Source organism: Pseudanabaena sp. SR411 (assembly GCF_002251945.1).
Taxonomy (GTDB): domain Bacteria; phylum Cyanobacteriota; class Cyanobacteriia; order Pseudanabaenales; family Pseudanabaenaceae; genus Pseudanabaena.
This window is the reverse complement of the sequence record NZ_NDHW01000198.1, coordinates 1-16,860: the sequence shown is the minus strand read 5'-3', so window position 1 is coordinate 16,860 and position 16,860 is coordinate 1. Positions and strand designations below refer to the sequence as shown.

Genomic DNA, 16,860 nt, shown 5'->3' with positions numbered 1-16,860 from the left:
GATCGCTAAGTAGAAACACAGTACCTATTAGCTAAACTTATCAATCAAATGCAACGCAACGAGAAACAAGGATTTCAGGCGATCAACCAATCATAAGTTAACCGTATCGATACTGGATTAAATAATATGCCAATCTGAAGATCTTGATATTAAAAGAAACCTGACTACATAAAATTCTAATTAGCTGTAGTTATGGTAAAAATACGGTAGAGCTACAGTAGCGGTAAGGTAAAGAAGAAAAAGAATGAAAGTAAATCGCAATGGACAAGCTGCAATTCTTACCGAAGGTCAACTAAAAGAACTATTTGATTATGCTTCCCCAAAGTATCGCGCTGTATTTGGGATTTGCTTGTTCACTGGTTGCCGAATTTCCGAAGCGTTAGCGTTATGCGGTGAAGATATCGTTAATGGTTCGATTTTGTTCCGAAAGGAAAATACTAAAGGCAAAAATAAAGCGCGTGAAGTGGCGATTAATCCCACCTTGCAAAAGTATCTCGATGGTGCTGATTTGCCTAACAGTGGTTATTTATTCCCATCCAAAAGTGATTTTCATAAGCCAATGGGTAGCCAATCTGCGGATGAGATGCTTAATAAATACTGCGATATGTTAGGCATCAAAGGAGCTTCTACCCATAGTTTTAGACGGACAGCGCTAACGATGATGTCTAATGCTGGTGTGCCTTTAAGTGTAATTCAGAGCATTAGTGGTCATGATTCACTAGATGCACTGCAAAGATATTTGGGTGTATCCCCAGAGCAGAAAAAAATGGCGATCGCGGCAATTAATTTTTAAGTACCGTATTGGTTTTGTAGGTATCTGTATAATTAAGTTCATAGAGCCATCAGACAAGCGAGGAACCCATAAGGCTATGGCATCTGATATTCAAGGGAGCAAAAATGTTGCGATCGCATTTGGTTTGATTGCGGCGGGACTATTGGCAGTAGGCGTTCATCAAGGTAATCGATGGATGATTGGGGGTAGCCTTGGTTTGGGTGCATTTACGGGGTTAGCTTGGATCGGAATTCTTGATGATGAAAAACAGCAAATACGGAAACTGCATGATGCTCTAGATCTAGCACGTTTAGAAGGAAAACCTTTTAGTGCCAAATTCTTTGCAGGAATTTCCAATATTGATGTCGAAACGGCTGAAAAGTTTCTCAATAAAGAGGTTGCTGCTAATGGTATTAACAGTAAAGATGTGGATATGGAAGATGGCACTGTGGTGTATATCTTTCCCATCTCTCAAAATCGCAGAGCTGAATTGGAAATATTGAAAGCCAAGAGAGAGGAAGAGGCTGCAATTCTACAAAAAGCTGAAGCTAGACAAAAGCGAAAGGAAGAATTAAAAACACTTAATCTATCAGATCTAGATCCCGAACACCTAGCAAAACTCAGTGAAGATGAACGTCAGCTTGTACTAGAGGCAAAAGCTGAACAAGATACTGAAAAGGCTGTTTCTAATACTGTAGCTATTGGTACGGCGGCAGTGGGCTTAGCTGTATTGTCTATGTTTCTCGGTGGAGGAGATTGAGAATATTTAGGAGTACTAACAAAAAAATCTGATGAATCGTATTGTTTTAAAACTCATCCAATTTCTGTTGCCGATCGCTTTAATCTGCGGTCTCCAGTCTGCTGCTTGGGCTACGATTGGCATTGCAGAATGGACAATTTCAACGCCTAGAGGGAATAAAATTGGCAATAACGATACCTTGCCCCCATCTACTAAAGGTACAGCAATCTATAATAACGGGCAGGTTTTTGTCGATCGCGTTGGCAAAATCGGGTTTTATGATGGTGCGATTATCGGTAAAACTGATAATAAGTTCTTCTTGTTTGATGAGTCCACAAAAGCTGTAACAAAGTACGCAACTAAATCAGAACTTTGTGCGGATGTCAAAACAAAGGGACTCAATTTTAATAACAATCTCCGCTTTTTCAATGGAAGCTATCCCTATGATTACTACATCATTCGTTACGCCCTCTATTTCTTGATTCCTTTTGTACTATTACTTGTAGGACATGCGATTGCAAAACGACAGATTCCATTGGCAATGAGAATTGACCGAATTCTTGAAGGTGTGGCATTCCCATTACAGCTATACGTTTTTTCTACTGTAATAAATTTTGTGTTCATTACCAGCAGAACAACTGAGAGTGTTGAGTTTGATTTTTTTGTTTCTGGCGTACTTGTCGGAACTGTTGGAAGTTTGTTATGGGTTCTTAGTCGGTTTAGTTTGCGAATGCTTGACCAGATTAGGTCCATTCGCCAAGCTAGCAGCTCAATATTTTTCGCACTATGCAAGTGTATATGCGTTGCTGGAATTATCATGGGTGGACTGCTCTTAACGCTTTCTCCTTGGCAATCCACATGGACAAGCATTCAATATTTCTCGTGCCTAGAGTGATTAGACTTATTGGGAAATAATGTCTAGTCTTAGACAGGGTTTGCGTCATGATCGAAACTACGATCTCATACCAGATTGCGATCGCAGATAAGCAAGCCGAAAGTGTTTGGCAACTAATGGAGGTGCTCCATCGGAAACAGGCTTGAATTACAGGCGACCCTGATGATCGCCTAGCAAAATTTTAAGTTTTGGAGATCTCTAGAGCTTTCGGGGCTGGGGGACTCGTCAAAAAATCACATCAACAGAAATTGAATTGTTAGTACTGTTTGGAGGGGTACTTTTATATCTATAGCCATAGCGGCGATCGCTAAGTTCTGTTACCTAGTTTTCTGCCGTTTTCGTAGCCTGTCCACAAATGTTTGATCTGCCTTAGCCAAAAACTGCGCGATCGCCTCTTCGACAATCACCTCCTTATAGGGTGCATCAGCTTTACCAAGATCAATTTGTAGTTGTAAATGATACCTATCAAGCTGTTTTAAGACTTCTTCACTGAGTTGAAACGTTGATTTGCGTATTGTTGACTTTTCAACTTCCTGACTTTCTGTCTTGCTAACTTGTTGACTTGCTGGCTTGTTGACTTGTTCTGTCGTGATTGCAATAGCCTCTTGCTCAAGAACTGGATTTGCAACTTCCTGAATTGTTGTATTGCTAACTTGCTGACTTGCTGACTTGCTAGCTTGCTCAAGACTTGCAAATACGCTTTCAGTCGAGCTTAGAGGATCATTGTCATCGGTTAAGCGGGCGCGGGGTTTTGCCATTTACTTTTCTCCTGTGGTGATGAAATCAGCGATCGCTTGATAGGGTTGGACTAATTTTTTGTCACCTGCATAAACATTGATCGGTTCACCAGCAAGATTTGATTCGGCAAACTTGACCGACTTTGGCACAGGCTCAAAAACATGAATATTTTGTAATCGTTTCTTCAGTGAAGCTAAGACATCCTGAGTCATCACAGTTTGCATCTCTGCCATCGTTGGCAATACACCTAAGATTTTGAGATCGGGATTCAGTCGCTTTTGTACACTTTGGATTGTTTCTAATAAAGCCGCCAACCCCTTGAGCGCAAAAAATTGACATTGCACAGGAATTAAAACTGCATCGGCAGCAGTTAGCCCGTTGATCGTCAGTAGTCCTAAACTGGGAGGGCAATCAATCAAGATGTGATCGAACTGATGCGCTATTGGTTCGAGATATTCCTTTAATAAGCCAAAGTTACCTACCTTCGACAAAATCTCTGGTTCGCCTTTAGCCAAGTTGATATCACTGGGAATTAGGCTTAGCCCGCTCGATGTTGTCATCAAGGCATCGTTCGCAGTCGCCCGCTCGGTGATCACTTCATAGCTAGTGATCTGATTTTCCTTGACCTCAATACCCAAACCCGTCGTCAAATTTCCCTGCGGGTCGAGGTCAACCACTAAACAAGAACCCGTTTTTACTAGCAGTCCACCGAGGCAAATAACGCTCGTAGTCTTTGCTACACCGCCTTTCTGATTGGCACAAGCAATGATCATAAAGTTATATTGTCAACTTGTTAGCAATATATAAATACAGCAAGTCAGCCCAATTAGCAAGTTGTATTGTCAACTTGTTGACAATATATAAATACAGCAATACAACTTGTCATTAGGTTGTGGCTATAAATAAACTGATATTCATCGAAAAAAATTGGATAATAATTATTTAGGTGCTGCCAAGTTTAATTAACGAAATCTACGTTCGATATACAAAGACTAAGAACTTACTGAAGCATGGATAAAAAGCAGTTTTCTGAGCGTGACATTTGTACCAAATACATCACTCCTGCTCTGGAGAGATCGGGATGGGATATTGCGACGCAGATCCGCGAAGAATTTGCATTGACTAATGGGCGTGTTCTGGTGCGGGGGAATTTACATACCCGTGCTAAAAACAAGCGTGCTGATTATGTCCTGTTCTATAAACCGAATATCCCGATCGCCATTATTGAAGCCAAGGATAACAACCATGCGATCGCAGATGGGATGCAGCAGGGGCTAGGCTATGGGGAAATGCTGGAAGTTCCTTTTATCTTTAGCTCTAATGGCGATGGCTTTTTATTTCATAACAAAATTGCCCATGATGGAGTTATTGAACGAGAACTGAGCCTTGACGAATTTCCTTCGCCCGATCTGCTGTGGCTATGGTGGTCAGCGCATCGAGGTATGACCGAGGCGCAAAATAGTATCATTACGCAGGACTATTACAGCGATGGGTCTAACAAGACTCCACGTTACTATCAACTATTGGCGATTAACAAAACGATTGAGGCGATCGCTAAGGGACAAAATCGCCTGTTGCTGGTGATGGCAACGGGAACAGGTAAAACTTTTACAGCTTTTCAGATTATTTGGCGGCTTTGGAAATCGAAGACGAAGAAGCGAATTTTGTTTTTAGCTGATCGCAATATTTTGGTTGACCAAACGATGGTTAATGACTTCAAACCCTTTGGCTCGGCAATGACTAAAATCCAGAAGCGACAGGTGGATAAGTCCTATGAGATTTATTTGTCTTTGTATCAGGCTGTAACTGGCACTGAGGATATCCAGAATATTTATAAGCAATTTAGTCGTGATTTCTTTGATTTGATTGTGATCGATGAGTGTCATCGGGGCAGTGCGGCTGAGGATTCGGCATGGCGGCAAATTCTCGAATATTTTTCGTCAGCGACACAAATCGGACTAACGGCTACGCCAAAAGAAACCAAAGAAGTTTCTAACATTGATTATTTTGGTGAGCCGCTCTATACCTATTCCCTCAGACAAGGGATTAATGATGGCTTTCTTGCGCCCTATAAAGTGGTGCGAATTGACATTGATAAAGACTTGACGGGCTGGCGACCCGATCGGGGGATGGTCGATAAATATGGCTATGAGATTGAGGATCGGGTTTATAACCAGAAGGATTTTGATAAAAATTTGGTATTGGAACAGCGCACCAAGTTAGTGGCGAAGAAGGTCAGTGAGTTTCTGAAAGCTACTAACCGCTTTGATAAGACGATTGTGTTTTGTGAAAATATTGACCATGCGGAACGGATGCGTCAGGCTTTAGTGAATGAAAATCCAGACTTGGCGGCAGATTCGCGCTATGTGATGCGAATTACGGGGGATAACGATGAGGGCAAGGATGAGCTTGATAACTTTATTTTCCCTGAGTCCAAATATCCTGTGATTGCCACGACTTCAAAACTGATGACGACAGGTGTTGACGCTCAGACTTGTAAGCTGATTGTGTTAGATCAAAGGATTCAATCGATGACCGAGTTTAAGCAAATCATTGGTCGTGGGACGCGAATTAACGAGGACTATGGCAAGTTCTATTTCACAATCATTGATTTTAAAAAGGCGACTGAACTATTTGCCGATCCAGATTTTGACGGCGATCCAGTGCAAATTTATGAACCAAAGGCTGATGAATCGCCAGTGCCGCCAGATTTGCCAGAGGATGAAGTGAATGTTTATCAAGATGTAATTGAGGGAGGCGAGACAAGCTTTCGAGAAGCAAGTAATTCTGGTTATAACTTTACAGAACCGATCGCTGATTCATCGTTTAGGCGCTATGTGGTGGCGAATGTCGAGGTCAAGGTGGCGGCGGAGCGAGTGCAGTATTTTGATGCGAATGGCAAATTAATTACAGAGTCCCTGAAAGACTATACCCGCAAGGCGATCGCTAAGGATTTTGCAACCCTGGATGACTTCTTGAAATGTTGGAGCAGTGCCGATAAAAAACAGGCGATCGTTGATGAGTTGGCACAGGAGGGTATATTCTTTGAGGCTCTAGCTGATGAAATCGGTCGCGATTGCGATCCTTTTGATTTGCTCTGTCATATTGTTTGGGATAGGCAACCTTTAACCCGCAAGGAGAGAGCCGAACGGGTCAAAAAACGCAACTATTTTACGGAGTATGGTGAGCAAGCTAAGCGGGTGCTAGATGCTCTCTTGGATAAGTATGCCGATGAAGGAGTTGCCCAGATCGAGGAGAATCAAGTTTTGACGGTTGTACCTTTTAGCCAAATCGGGACACCGATGGAGATTGTCCGCGCTTTTGGCGGATTAGATAATTATCAAAGGGCTGTGCGTGAGTTAAAGCGATCGCTTTACAGTGCTTAGATTGCTCTAATAGCTAGGGGGCACTGGACTGTTAAAGAGGGATAAGTCTCTCAAAGTATCTCTGGGCAAGCTTTTCACGAGCTTGCTACTCAATCACCATAAATCCTTGCTGGATAAGCCTTGTAGCTATTCATCACTTCTTTAACAACCAGTGCCAGCTAGGGTAAATTTACCCTAGCTAAAGGCTATTTGGAATAATGAGGTCTATGATTTGATGGCGATTTTTGCGGTAAATTTGGAAATCGCTATCGAGGGTAAATACGGAACTATTGCTTTGCAATTCTGCCATTCTAACGAGACAGGCATCTGCCAATGAGACTGGGACGGATTTATAGATTGTTAATAGTCGTTGAATTTCTATCAACTCGTTTTCTAAGTCAAAACCTATAATGATGACTCGACGCTCAAGAAGTTTGAGAATTGTTTCTTGACCACCGTGAGTATTACGAAGCAGGAAAAAACTCTCTGTAATTACAGCTTCGCAGGTCAATAGAGGAGGCTTAATCATTTCCCACTGCTGCTTTGACCATTCATGATAATTATCTCTTTTGTTGATAAGTGCTACTAATGGACTCGTATCCAAAATAACTCTGGTTTTCATTACTCACCAAAGCCCTGAAAATATTCTTTGTTTGTCGATAGATCTGAGGCAGCTTCTAAACAGCCAACTAAATCTCCTGCTAGTTCCAAGGCACTTATTTCACGCTCTTTCTCGATTTCATCTATTTGATTTGCAGGATTTCTAATAGATTCTTGTGTGAGAAGATAAAAGAGAAAGTCATTAACAAATTTCAGGCTTTCGGGTGATAGTGCGTCAATGTATTGTTTAGCTTGATTTCTAATTTGGATACTATTCATCTTTGTATTCTCCCTGATGCGCTTCACCATAGCTTTATAATCTCATAGGTATTCTAGTTAGACAATTATGGCGATCGCAACTTTAATCAAAAGTATTCAGGACATCATGCGTAAGGATGTGGGTGTCGATGGTGACGCTCAGCGCATTAGCCAGATTGTGTGGTTGCTGTTTCTGAAGATTTTTGATGATAAGGAACAGGAGTGGGAATTTACAATTTCTGGCTACAAGTCCCCATTACCTGAGCGTTTGCGGTGGTCTAGCTGGGCAAAGAATCCTGAAGGGATAACGGGAGAAGAGTTACTGGATTTTGTGAATAATGAGCTTTTCCCTGAGTTGAAAAGGTTGGCGACGGCGGCGGGAGTGTCACCGCATGGAAGGGTTGTGGGTGCGGTATTTGAGGATGCCTATAACTATATGAAGTCGGGGACTTTGTTGAGACAGGTGATTAACTGCATTCAGAGTGATGTGGACTTTAACTCATCGGGCGATCGCCATTTGTTTAATGACATCTACGAAAAGATTTTGGCGGATTTGCAATCGGCAGGAAATGCGGGGGAATATTACACACCTCGCGCCGTTACGCAGTTTATGGTGGATATTCTCGATCCAAAATTGGGCGAAAAGTTACTCGACCCTGCCTGTGGTACAGCGGGATTTTTAGTGAATGCGATCAAGCATCTCAAGGCGCAGGCAAAGACGGCTGAGGATTTACAAAATTTGCAAAAAAATATTAATGGGGTAGAGAAAAAGCCTTTGCCGCATATGTTAGCGATGACGAATGCGATGTTGCATGGGATTGATGTGCCGACAAATATTCGCCATGACAATACTTTGAAGCGTCCATTAAGGGACTACACACCCAAGGATCGGGTGGATATTGTGATTACTAATCCACCGTTTGGGGGCATGGAGGAGGATGGCATCGAGAGCAATTTTCCGAAGAAGTACCAGACTCGCGAGACTGCGGATCTGTTTATGGCGCTGATTATGCATTTGCTCAAGCCTGAGACAGGACGGGCTGCTGTGGTTTTGCCTGATGGTTTCCTGTTTGGGGAGGGGACAAAGACGAATCTCAAGAAGGAATTGCTAGAGGAATTTAATTTACATACGATTGTGCGCTTGCCGAAGGGGGTGTTTAGTCCCTATACGGGCATTAATACGAATATTCTCTTTTTTGAGAAGGGTGAGCCGACTAAGGATGTCTGGTTTTTTGAACATCCCTATCCAGAGGGTTACAAGTCCTATTCACGGTCTAAGCCACTGACCATTCAGGAGTTCGATCGCGAAAAGAGTTGGTGGGGCGGTAAGTCCCGTAAGGGTCGCAAGGTAAATGAATATGCGTGGAAGGTTTCGGCGGCGGAGATTGCGGCACGTAATTACAATCTCGATTGCAAAAATCCCCATGAGATAACGGTCAATCATGGTGAGCCTGATGAGTTGATGGCAGAATATTTAGAAATTGCTCAACAAATGCAGGCGGCGCAAGATGCACTAAAGCAAGAGTTGGTTAATGCTTTGCAGCATGGGGGCAGTTAATGGAGTCAAATCGAGTTGAGTATAAGCGCGAACTGACTGATGGTTTTGAGCGTGAGGCGATCGCCTTTTTAAATTATCGAGATGGCGGCGTTATTTACATCGGCATTGATAAGGATGGCTCGGTGATGGGTGTTGCTGACTGTGATGCGGTGCAACTAGCGATTAAAGATCGGTTGAAAAATAATATTTTGCCGTCCTGTTTGGGGCTGTTTGATGTAATTCATGAAGTCCGTGAGGATCGGGACATCATCAAAGTGACTCTGGCTAGTGGCTCAGAGAAGCCCTATTACCTACGCAAGTATGGAATGTCTGAAAAGGGTTGCTTTGTCAGGATTGGTAGTGCATCGGAGCCAATGTCAGGACGGATGATTGAGGATCTGTTTGCGAGGAGGACTCGTAACTCTCTCGGTCGGATGCGATCGCCACAGCAAAGCCTTAATTTTGAGCAGTTACGGATTTATTACGAGGAAGCTGGGTTTACCCTAGGCGATCGCTTTGCGGCGAATCTGGAACTTTTAACTGAGGATGGGGCTTATAACTATGCTGCCTATTTACTGAGCGATCGTAATGGTAATTCGGTGCAGGTGGCGAAGTATCGCGGGTTAGATCGCTACGATTTGATTGATAGTAATGAGTATGGATACTGCTCGCTGGTTAAGACTTGTAAGCAGGTACTCGATCGCCTAGAGGTAGAAAATCGCACTGCGACAAGGATCACATCTAAGGAAAGAATCGAGCGGCGGCTATGGGATACGGTAGCGCTACGGGAGGCGGTAATCAATGCGATTATTCACAATGATTTTACTAATGAGGCTGTGCCTAAGTTTGAGATTTTTGACGATCGCCTTGAAATTACGTCTGCGGGTTCGATTCCTGAAGGGGTGGCGCGTGAGGAGTTTTTTGCTGGCTATTCGATTCCGCGCAATAAGATTTTGATGCGGGTGTTTAAGGATTTACATATTGTCGAATATCTGGGTTCAGGGATGCCGCGTATTTTGCGGGCTTATCCGAGAGAGTCGTTTATTTTTACGGCTAATTTTATTCGGACAGTCTTCCCGATTTCGCAGGAAGCGCTAGAACTAGAACGAGGTACAGCAATACAATCTGAGGCAAAAATTGATTTGGGGCTAGAGTCAGGGCTAGGGTCGGGGCTAGAGTCAGAAATATCTAAAGCTGTATTGCAAGTGCTGATAAATAAGCCGTTACAGCGTTCTGAAATTGCCCAAGCTCTAGGGCATGAACGAGTTTCAGGAGCAGTAAATCGGGCAGTAAAAGAGTTAATTGCAAAACAACTGATTGAATACACAATTCCTGATAAGCCTAATAGTCGTTTGCAAAAGTATCGACTAACGGCAAGGGGTAAGGCTTGGCTAAATGGTGATAGATAAGTGTAGTTTTTGCTTAGTCAATTATTTCGAGTCATAATCAAGCTATAGCGCATAGGAGATCAAGTTAATGACTATGACGATCGCTGAAGTAAAACCAACATCTCAAATATCTGTCAAGAAATTGACCTTTGCGGAGTTTCTTGAGTTTAGTCGAGATACTGAGGTTTTGTATGAACTAGAGAATGGAGAATTAATTGAGATGCCCTATGAGAGCGAGATGAATAGGCGTATTGCGATGTTTTTAGTGGCGCATTTCTTGCAGTTAGGGATTCCTTATGGGCGAATCACGATGAAGACGGAAATTGCGGTGCATAGCCGACAGGTGGGGGTGCGTGTACCTGATTTGGTGATTTTTTCGGAGGAGTTGGAAGCGGCGATGCAGGGGGCAACCCGATCGCTGGTTTTGATGGATATGCCGCCACCGTTGTTAGTGGTGGAAATTGTTAGCCCCAATCAGGAGAATCGGGACTATCGCTATAAGCGATCGGAGTATGCGGCACGGGGGGTTATGGAATATTGGATTGTTGACCCGATCGCACAAAAGTTGACGATTTTGCAATGGGTTGAGGGGTTTTATGACGAGTTGGTGTTTACAGGAGAGATGGCGATCGCTTCGCCATTATTGGGACAACTAGATTTAACTGCTGCCAAGATGTGGCAAAGTTAGCAATGCTCGATCTGCAATCCCAATTAAAAATGACTATAAATACTGACGCTGTAGCACTTTTAGAGAAAAATTTTGATGTTGCTTTTGCTGCACCTGATGGGATTAAGAAGCTGCGCGAGTTGATTTTGTCTTTGGCGATGCAGGGGAAGTTAGTGCCACAAGATGAGGCTGATCAACCTGCGAGGGAGTTGTTAAAGGAGATTGCGGCGGAGAAAGGTCGGTTGGTGAAGGATGGCAAGATTAAGGCTTCTAAGCCTTTGCCTGAGATTAAGCCTGATGAGGTTCCTTATGATTTGCCGAAGGGTTGGGAATGGGTGAGACTTGGAACCTACTGTTATATTTTTTCTGGAAATGCTTTTAAGAGTGAAGATTTTAATTCAATTGATGGGATTAAAGCGATAAAAATCACAAATGCTGGTGTTGGGGAACTCATCGAAACAAGTGATTTTTTGCCAGAAAGATTTTCAATCGAGTATTCCGATTACCAAGTTAGAGAAAACGACCTAATCTTAGCTCTTACACGTCCTTATATTTCATCAGGTTTAAAAATTAGTATTTGTCCATCAAGCTATCATGGATCACTTTTAAATCAACGGGTTGCATCTATTCGACCTTTTCAATTTTTTAATTTTATATTTCTTTTCTTAAGTAGTCCTCATGTTCTAAGCATTTATCAAAAAAGGTTTCGTGATTCTGGTCTTCAGCCTAATTTAAAGATGAGCGATGTTACTGATTTATTAGCGCCAATCCCTCCCCTCGCAGAACAACGCCGAATTGTTGCCAAGATTGATGAACTGATGGCGCGATGTGATGAACTGGAAAGACTAAAAGCAGAACGCGATCGCAAACAAATCACTGTCCACAAAGCCGCCCTAAATCGCTTATTAACTGCCAAAGATCACAGCGATTTCCAAACCTCATGGCATTTCATCACCCAACATTTCAGCGAGCTTTATTCAGTCAAAGAAAATGTAGCGGAACTACGCAAAGCTATACTCCAAATCGCTGTGATGGGTAAGCTAGTCCCCCAAGATCCTAACGATCAGCCTGCTAGTGAATTGTTAAAGGAAATTGAAAAGGAGAAAAAGGATTTAATCAAGGAAGGTAAAATTAAAGTCTCTAAGCCCTTATCAGAAATTAAACCTGATGAGGTTCCCTATAAACTACCAAAAAGTTGGAAATGGTGTCGGGTGTGGGACATTGCTCAACTAATAACATCAGGATCGCGTGATTGGGCAAAATACTATTCTGATGATGGAGCGATTTTTGTAACTATGGGGAATCTATCACGAGGTAATTACAATCTTCGTATGGAAAATATGAGATATGTCAAACCACCGAAAGATGGAGAGGGGGCTAGAACTAAGTTAGAAGAAAATGACTTATTGATATCAATTACAGGTGATGTAGGTAATCTTGGCTTAATTCCAAAAGAATTTGGGGATGCATATATTAATCAACACACTTGTTTGCTGCGATTTATGCCAATTTGTAGAAATAGATATTTTCCTGAACTTATGAGAACATCTCTAGCAAAATCTCAATTTGATGCTCCACAGAGAGGGATTAAAAATAGTTTTAGGTTGGGTGATGTAGGTGAAATGACAATTCCCCTTCCTCCCCTCGCCGAACAACATCGCATTGTAGCCAAAATCGATCGCCTGATGACCCTTTGCGACGAGCTAGAAAAACAAATTGACGCAGCAGAGAGCAAACAGACTAACCTGCTTAACTCCATGATGGCAAAGGTTTAAAGCTAGCAAGAAAGGAGAAAATACTATGACCATCTCACGCGATCGCCTTGAAGAAATTCAAAATATCCCCGATGAAGAAATTGATACATCAGATATCCCAGAGCTAGGCGATCGCTTTTGGGCAAACAATGATGTGCCTTCAAAAACACTGAAACGTATTGCCACATACCTTCAACCAGAACTATTTGAAGATTTAACAAGGTTAGGAGTTGTCGAAAATCGAAACCTATCAAATTTGCTTGCAACCTTAGCTCAACAAGCTGTAGATCAAGCAAAACGAGATGGTCGATTAGGCGATCGCGCCAAAGGAGATAAATAAATGACAGATGCACCAAGATTAGAAGCGGCTCTATTTGCTTTAACTCAGTCTGTTCAGACATTAATTGAAGAGACTAGAGCCACTAATACCAATCTCAACAGCCTAGTTGAGCATCTTTACACCCGAAATGATGTGGTAATTAATGACGTTGTAGACATCAAAAATGAATTGCATGAATTCAAAGAAGTATTTAAACAGCAAGCCTTAACTGCTGATCGCTATGCCAGCGCATCTCAAGCCCAAGCTCTTGCAGCCCAAGCCCAAGCTGAATCAGTCAAAGTCCAATCTGATACAGCCAAAACTCAAGCCGAAAATATTCGGTTAATGATTGAATTGCTTAATCGGAAACAGGCGTACCCCAGCCAAACCTACGAGTGAGTCAATCAAAGCAACCTGCACCAGTGAGGCGATCGGTGCAGCAGTCAAAAATCGAGATTGTTTCAACAAATCCGAGAGATCGATGTATGCTTATTCTGAGGTTTTTTATCCAAAGGAGGATCACAGATAAAATGTATCCCTTCAAAAGCAAAAAGCCAGTGCCTGAGAACCACTAGCTTCTTGACTACCCGAAGGTATCTATTCAATTGAATAATCGGAAACGGACAGATATTGCTTTTCAGAGGGCAAGATTTGTTCAATGCTTTCTTATATCTTAATGCAAGATATGAGTTTGGCAACAGTTTTTGCTGGAAATTTTTTCAAATTCAGCAAAAATAATTATTGAACACATCTAAAAAATCTGTTTGTTTCCTGATTGAAAACGTTACAACCCTTACAATCAGGACAATCTAGATGTATTTAGAATTCCAAGCCTTGCCCAAGCAAAATGGCAAGGAAAAAGTATTTAGCAATCGTGCAGGAGGTAAAAATTGACTTACCTCCAAAAAGATCTCAATTCAAGCCGCAAATCTTCATATAAGACCCTACTACCTGCTGATCTGATCGAGCAAAAATTTGCAGCACTATTTCCGCACGGATGGGAATGGCTAACTAATCGAGACGGACAATGGACCACCAACACCAAATATCCCCTAACGCCCAGAGACCTAATCGCCAAATGGCGATCGCCAAACGAGATCATAGGCGTAAGATTTGGCAAAGAAACCAGCTACTTAATGCTAGACATCGATGCAGGCAGCCAATACCACCCACAACACAACGAACAAGCCCTAACAGCAATCCGAGCCGCCATGGAAAGCATCGGATTAGTACGCCATATCGCCATCCAATCATCAGCCTCCCAAGGACTGCACCTATACTTCCCACTGCCCTACAGCATCAACACATTTAAACTAGCCTGTGCCACACGCCATGCCCTAGAAAAAGCCAAGCTAACCATCAAAGACGGAACCATCGAACAATTCCCCAACACCAAAGCCTTTAACGCCCAATTCAAAGGACATAGATTACCCCTACAAGAAAGTAGTTATATTCTCAACGACGACCTCCAGCCCCACAGTCAAACCCTAGAAACATTTCTAAACCTGTGGGACCAAGCCGCGATCGCCCAAGATCTAGAACTACTAGAAACCGCAATTGCCAAAGCACCAAAACCAAGAACCTATCAAACTCAACCACAGGGCAAAGGTACAGAATGGAGAACCAACATCGAAGCAAGAATTGAGATCGGGTGGACAGGCAAAGGACAAACCAACGAAATGCTATTTCAGATCGCGATCAAACATCGCGTATTTGACGGCATTGACGATCCACACGAACTAGCCCAAGCGATCGCCACTACCGCCAAAAACTGCCAAGGATTCTACGAATACTCCAACCACACCAGAGAAATCGAAAGCAGAGCGCTTTATACCGCCCAAAGCGTAATGATTACTCATTATCCCTACGGCAGCCAATCAACTAACCACAACAACTTCACAACCAAGAAAACACACCAAGAAAAACAACCAACAGCCATAGAGCGAATTACCAAAGCCATCGCACAACTAAGTAATCTTGCCTTCAGCAAAGTACGCGAAGCGATCGCCGCAATTAGGGCGATCGCCAAGTGTAGCCCCACAACCTTATACAAACCAGAAATCAAGAAACTATGGCAACCCCTAGTAAAAAGCTGTAACACAACTTCTAGCAACAATTTCAAATCAACAGAAGCAGAAAAAATAGAAAATCAGACAGCTTTCCCAAAACCTAAAATCATTACAGAGAGCCTTGTTACAGCTAAAGCCACTAATGAAGTGTTTTTAGTTGAATCAGAAGAAGAAAAAATTAATCAATTCAACCCTATCCCTTTGCCCGAAGTCTCCAGATTTTCTGATGAAAGCTTAAAACCCATACAGGAAAAAGAATACAAGCCAATTATGACTTTTAATCAGGCAATTGCGATCGCGTCAATTTGCCCCAGTCCACCAATACCCGAAAACTCCAAATGCTACAAACCCAAAGAGCTACCACGACAAAATCCATCAACCGTTGCAAAGATTCAAGCGATCGTCAATGCTGATCCAAGCAAGGCGCGATCGCAATTGGCAATGCTCAAAGCCAAATTACTAATACCTTGGCTCAAAGCTGAGGAGCAATCTCAAACTGAAGAAGCGATCGCTTGGATAGAAGACTCAATCAGTATTGATATTTTAGGTGCTTAAAAATGGCTTAAATCTGGAAAAGTCGGATCGAGAATCTGTTCGATAGTGAATGGACATTTCGCAGGTAGATCTTTGTAATTTAACGGGGTTTCGCGCACGACTAACGCCAAACTTGATACAAAAGCCGAGGCAATCACTTCGGGTAAATATGGTTTCAGGCTAGGGTTTTCCTTTAATGATTCTGATGATTTGTCCCGTTGCTCTATAATAGTTGCCTTCCAACTCTTACTACGGTTGTCTGGCTGATATTGCCATTTTAGAAGATGTCCAATTAGTATTCCTAGACAGTTTCTCAACTCTTGACGTTGTTGCTTGCCCAAAGACTCAATTTCTTCCACCAAATTTTCAATATCTAATTCCTGCCATTTTTCAGACTTTAATAGATTAGATTGCTCCAAAGTCCAAGCATAAAAATCTGTATCGTAAAGTTTTGCTGCCATTCTTTTTAACCCTCTTAACGTGACCTAGAAGCCTTTCTACAGTGCAGTGATTGCTAGCAGCAATGCGATCGCCATTTATAGATAACAATACTTGCTCCGATCTCAAAATTTGGAAAGAAAAAGTGGGTTAGTTGGTCGCGAGAGAAAAGCGCGATCGCAATTGGCAATACTCAAAGCCAAATTACTAATGCATTGACTCAAAACTGAGGAACAATCCTAAACTGAAGAAGCGATCGCTTGGCTTAAAGATAGTCTTAAGTATTAGAAGCTATAGATAGATATTGATTACTTGAAGTAAATCTAATCTCAAATATTAATCAAAATTTATGCTCAAAAATGGTTGACATTTTGAGTATAAATTTTGTCAGAACCTATAGCTTTTTGATCCTTGAAAACCAATTAGACAGTTATTGTATAAGTAATCAAGCCTATTTAGGTTGCCACTCAAACTTCAATGCAAACTTAATGCAAAAAAAGTATAAATTTCAATTTGTCCCTCAGCCCCGAAACCGCTAGTGCTCACTTATAAAAAAGAAAAAAGCACATATAGTCTGTATCCATTGATGAATCTATGTCAGAGGTTAAATCATTATCCCAAGTGGGGAATCATGGAGCAATAGAATAAAAAGCAGCCTTTATCCCCTCTGGTAACTGATCAGCAATTCCCGAAGTCTTCAGTAACAAGCCTTAAAACTATTTAAGTTCTCCAAATTATAGAGAATTCTTATTCTCAATTTTGTTGCTTCAAATTGTGATCGTCTCCC

The 16,860-nt window shown here is 42.1% G+C and carries 16 protein-coding genes; 11 read left to right on the top strand and 5 right to left on the bottom strand.

Annotated features, from left to right (window positions below; genetic code table 11):
- The first annotated feature begins 244 nt into the window (after window positions 1-244).
- The 3 genes from B9G53_RS21310 (at window position 245) to B9G53_RS21300 (ending at window position 2,406) form a co-directional block, all read left to right on the top strand.
- Window positions 245-793 (top strand): site-specific integrase, encoded by a 549-nt coding sequence (locus B9G53_RS21310; RefSeq protein WP_094535477.1) that lies wholly within the window; start codon window positions 245-247, stop codon window positions 791-793.
- 76 nt (window positions 794-869) lie between these two features.
- Entirely contained in the window at window positions 870-1,532 is a 663-nt protein-coding gene (locus B9G53_RS21305; protein ID WP_094535476.1) for a hypothetical protein, read from the top strand.
- Between the two features lie 31 nt (window positions 1,533-1,563).
- A complete protein-coding gene (locus tag B9G53_RS21300) occupies window positions 1,564-2,406 on the top strand; it encodes a hypothetical protein (protein ID WP_094535475.1) in 843 nt (280 codons plus the stop codon).
- Window positions 2,407-2,723: 317 nt separating this feature from the next.
- On the opposite strand, the gene B9G53_RS21295 is transcribed toward B9G53_RS21300, so the two are convergent.
- Window positions 2,724-3,164: a hypothetical protein gene (locus B9G53_RS21295; protein WP_094535474.1), complete on the bottom strand. Its 441-nt coding sequence runs from the start codon at window positions 3,162-3,164 to the stop codon at window positions 2,724-2,726.
- Window positions 3,165-3,917, bottom strand: a complete 753-nt coding sequence (locus tag B9G53_RS21290; RefSeq protein WP_094535473.1) for a ParA family protein — start codon at window positions 3,915-3,917, stop codon at window positions 3,165-3,167.
- Between the two features lie 237 nt (window positions 3,918-4,154).
- Here B9G53_RS21290 and hsdR point away from each other — a divergent pair, with 237 nt between their 5' ends.
- Window positions 4,155-6,530, top strand: coding sequence for an EcoAI/FtnUII family type I restriction enzme subunit R (gene hsdR, locus B9G53_RS21285; RefSeq protein ID WP_094535472.1), 2,376 nt, complete (start codon window positions 4,155-4,157; stop codon window positions 6,528-6,530).
- A gap of 178 nt (window positions 6,531-6,708) precedes the next feature.
- Here hsdR and B9G53_RS21280 read toward each other — a convergent pair whose 3' ends face one another.
- Entirely contained in the window at window positions 6,709-7,131 is a 423-nt protein-coding gene (locus B9G53_RS21280; RefSeq protein ID WP_094535471.1) for a type II toxin-antitoxin system VapC family toxin, read from the bottom strand.
- Window positions 7,131-7,388 carry a hypothetical protein gene (locus B9G53_RS21275; protein ID WP_094535470.1) on the bottom strand — a complete coding sequence of 86 codons (258 nt, stop codon included), beginning with the start codon at window positions 7,386-7,388 and terminating at the stop codon, window positions 7,131-7,133. Before B9G53_RS21275 ends, B9G53_RS21280 begins: the two co-directional genes overlap by 1 nt.
- A gap of 67 nt (window positions 7,389-7,455) precedes the next feature.
- Between B9G53_RS21275 and B9G53_RS21270 the strand changes: the two genes are divergently transcribed.
- From B9G53_RS21270 to B9G53_RS21235, 7 genes are all read left to right on the top strand, one after another.
- Window positions 7,456-8,925 (top strand): class I SAM-dependent DNA methyltransferase, encoded by a 1,470-nt coding sequence (locus B9G53_RS21270; RefSeq protein ID WP_094535469.1) that lies wholly within the window; start codon window positions 7,456-7,458, stop codon window positions 8,923-8,925.
- Window positions 8,925-10,313 (top strand): ATP-binding protein, encoded by a 1,389-nt coding sequence (locus B9G53_RS21265; RefSeq protein WP_094535468.1) that lies wholly within the window; start codon window positions 8,925-8,927, stop codon window positions 10,311-10,313. Before B9G53_RS21270 ends, B9G53_RS21265 begins: the two co-directional genes overlap by 1 nt.
- Before the next feature lie 67 nt (window positions 10,314-10,380).
- Window positions 10,381-10,980 carry a Uma2 family endonuclease gene (locus tag B9G53_RS21260; RefSeq protein ID WP_254923761.1) on the top strand — a complete coding sequence of 200 codons (600 nt, stop codon included), beginning with the start codon at window positions 10,381-10,383 and terminating at the stop codon, window positions 10,978-10,980.
- Window positions 10,981-11,009: 29 nt separating this feature from the next.
- Window positions 11,010-12,734 (top strand): restriction endonuclease subunit S, encoded by a 1,725-nt coding sequence (locus B9G53_RS28150; RefSeq protein WP_217901646.1) that lies wholly within the window; start codon window positions 11,010-11,012, stop codon window positions 12,732-12,734.
- A 25-nt stretch (window positions 12,735-12,759) separates the two neighbouring features.
- A complete protein-coding gene (locus tag B9G53_RS28145) occupies window positions 12,760-13,053 on the top strand; it encodes a hypothetical protein (RefSeq protein WP_217901645.1) in 294 nt (97 codons plus the stop codon).
- On the top strand, window positions 13,054-13,431 hold the full coding sequence (locus B9G53_RS21240) for a hypothetical protein (protein WP_094535467.1): 378 nt from the start codon (window positions 13,054-13,056) through the stop codon (window positions 13,429-13,431).
- 491 nt (window positions 13,432-13,922) lie between these two features.
- Window positions 13,923-15,656, top strand: a complete 1,734-nt coding sequence (locus B9G53_RS21235) for a hypothetical protein (protein WP_094535466.1) — start codon at window positions 13,923-13,925, stop codon at window positions 15,654-15,656.
- Here the strand turns inward: B9G53_RS21235 and B9G53_RS21230 are convergent.
- Window positions 15,653-16,096: a DUF29 domain-containing protein gene (locus tag B9G53_RS21230; RefSeq protein WP_094535465.1), complete on the bottom strand. Its 444-nt coding sequence runs from the start codon at window positions 16,094-16,096 to the stop codon at window positions 15,653-15,655. The two genes, B9G53_RS21235 and B9G53_RS21230, sit on opposite strands and share 4 nt — an antisense overlap.
- Window positions 16,097-16,860 lie beyond the last annotated feature (764 nt).

Excerpts from the sequence above, each read along its gene's own strand:
- B9G53_RS21310 (WP_094535477.1), top strand. The coding sequence starts at position 245 with ATGAAAGTAAATCGCAATGGACAAGCTGCAATTCTTACCGAAGGTCAA.
- B9G53_RS21305 (WP_094535476.1), top strand. The coding sequence starts at position 870 with ATGGCATCTGATATTCAAGGGAGCAAAAATGTTGCGATCGCATTTGGT.
- B9G53_RS21300 (WP_094535475.1), top strand. The coding sequence starts at position 1,564 with ATGAATCGTATTGTTTTAAAACTCATCCAATTTCTGTTGCCGATCGCT.
- B9G53_RS21295 (WP_094535474.1), bottom strand. The coding sequence starts at position 3,164 with ATGGCAAAACCCCGCGCCCGCTTAACCGATGACAATGATCCTCTAAGC.
- B9G53_RS21290 (WP_094535473.1), bottom strand. The coding sequence starts at position 3,917 with ATGATCATTGCTTGTGCCAATCAGAAAGGCGGTGTAGCAAAGACTACG.
- hsdR (WP_094535472.1), top strand. The coding sequence starts at position 4,155 with ATGGATAAAAAGCAGTTTTCTGAGCGTGACATTTGTACCAAATACATC.
- B9G53_RS21280 (WP_094535471.1), bottom strand. The coding sequence starts at position 7,131 with ATGAAAACCAGAGTTATTTTGGATACGAGTCCATTAGTAGCACTTATC.
- B9G53_RS21275 (WP_094535470.1), bottom strand. The coding sequence starts at position 7,388 with ATGAATAGTATCCAAATTAGAAATCAAGCTAAACAATACATTGACGCA.
- B9G53_RS21270 (WP_094535469.1), top strand. The coding sequence starts at position 7,456 with ATGGCGATCGCAACTTTAATCAAAAGTATTCAGGACATCATGCGTAAG.
- B9G53_RS21265 (WP_094535468.1), top strand. The coding sequence starts at position 8,925 with ATGGAGTCAAATCGAGTTGAGTATAAGCGCGAACTGACTGATGGTTTT.
- B9G53_RS21260 (WP_254923761.1), top strand. The coding sequence starts at position 10,381 with ATGACTATGACGATCGCTGAAGTAAAACCAACATCTCAAATATCTGTC.
- B9G53_RS28150 (WP_217901646.1), top strand. The coding sequence starts at position 11,010 with ATGACTATAAATACTGACGCTGTAGCACTTTTAGAGAAAAATTTTGAT.
- B9G53_RS28145 (WP_217901645.1), top strand. The coding sequence starts at position 12,760 with ATGACCATCTCACGCGATCGCCTTGAAGAAATTCAAAATATCCCCGAT.
- B9G53_RS21240 (WP_094535467.1), top strand. The coding sequence starts at position 13,054 with ATGACAGATGCACCAAGATTAGAAGCGGCTCTATTTGCTTTAACTCAG.
- B9G53_RS21230 (WP_094535465.1), bottom strand. The coding sequence starts at position 16,096 with ATGGCAGCAAAACTTTACGATACAGATTTTTATGCTTGGACTTTGGAG.